This is a genomic window from Rhodococcus sp. P14 (genome assembly GCF_000256505.1).
GTDB classification, from domain to species: Bacteria; Actinomycetota; Actinomycetes; order Mycobacteriales; family Mycobacteriaceae; genus Rhodococcus; species Rhodococcus ruber.
The window spans coordinates 1-955 of sequence record NZ_AJFC01000421.1; the positions used below are offsets into that span (position 1 = coordinate 1).

A 955-nucleotide genomic window follows, 5' to 3' on the forward strand; every position below is an offset into this window, starting at 1 on the left:
CGCCGCCGGCATCCCGATGGATGTGCCCGCCCTGACCGTGAACAAGGTGTGCCTGTCCGGCATCGACGCCATCGCGCTGGCCGACCAGCTCATCCGCGCCGGCGAGTTCGACGTCGTCGTCGCCGGCGGCCAGGAGTCGATGAGCCGGGCCCCGCACCTGCTCGAGAAGTCCCGCGCCGGGTTCAAGTACGGCGATGTGACCCTGCGCGACCACCTGGCCTTCGACGGGCTGCACGACATCTTCACCGACCAGGCCATGGGTGCCCTCACCGAGGCCGCCAACACCGGCGCGGCGGCCGTCTCCCGCGCCGAGCAGGACGCGTTCGCCGCCGCCAGCCACCAGCGGGCGGCCCGCGCGCACAAGGACGGGCTGTTCGACGACGAGATCGTGCCGGTGTCGATCCCGCAGCGCAAGGGCGACCCGCTCGTGGTCACCGCCGACGAGGGCATCCGCCCGGACACCACCGCCGAGTCCCTGGCCAAGCTGCGGCCGGCGTTCGCCCCCGACGGCACCGTCACCGCCGGCTCGGCCTCGCAGATCTCCGACGGCGCGGCCGCGGTGGTGGTGATGTCCAAGGCCAAGGCCGAACAGCTCGGCCTGTCCTGGCTCGCGGAGATCGGCCGGCACGGGGTGGTCGCCGGTCCGGACTCGACGCTGCAGTCCCAGCCGGCGCGGGCGATCGCGAAGGCCTGCGCGCGGGAGGGCCTCGAGCCGGCCGAGCTGGACCTGGTGGAGATCAACGAGGCGTTCGCCGCGGTGGGGATCGCCTCGGCCCGTGAGCTGGGCATCGACCCGGCCAGGGTGAACGTCAACGGCGGGGCGATCGCGCTGGGGCACCCGCTGGGGATGTCCGGGGCCCGGATCGTGCTGCACCTGGCCCTCGAGCTGGCCCGCCGCGGCGGCGGGGTCGGGGCCGCGGCCCTGTGCGGCGGCGGCGGCCAGGGCGACGCCCTC

Annotated in this window: 1 protein-coding gene; it reads left to right on the top strand. The window is 75.0% G+C overall.

Annotated features, from left to right (window positions below; translation table 11 throughout):
• The coding region (locus OEY_RS0127795; protein ID WP_010596983.1) for an acetyl-CoA C-acyltransferase at positions 1-955 on the top strand (955 nt) is incomplete at both ends.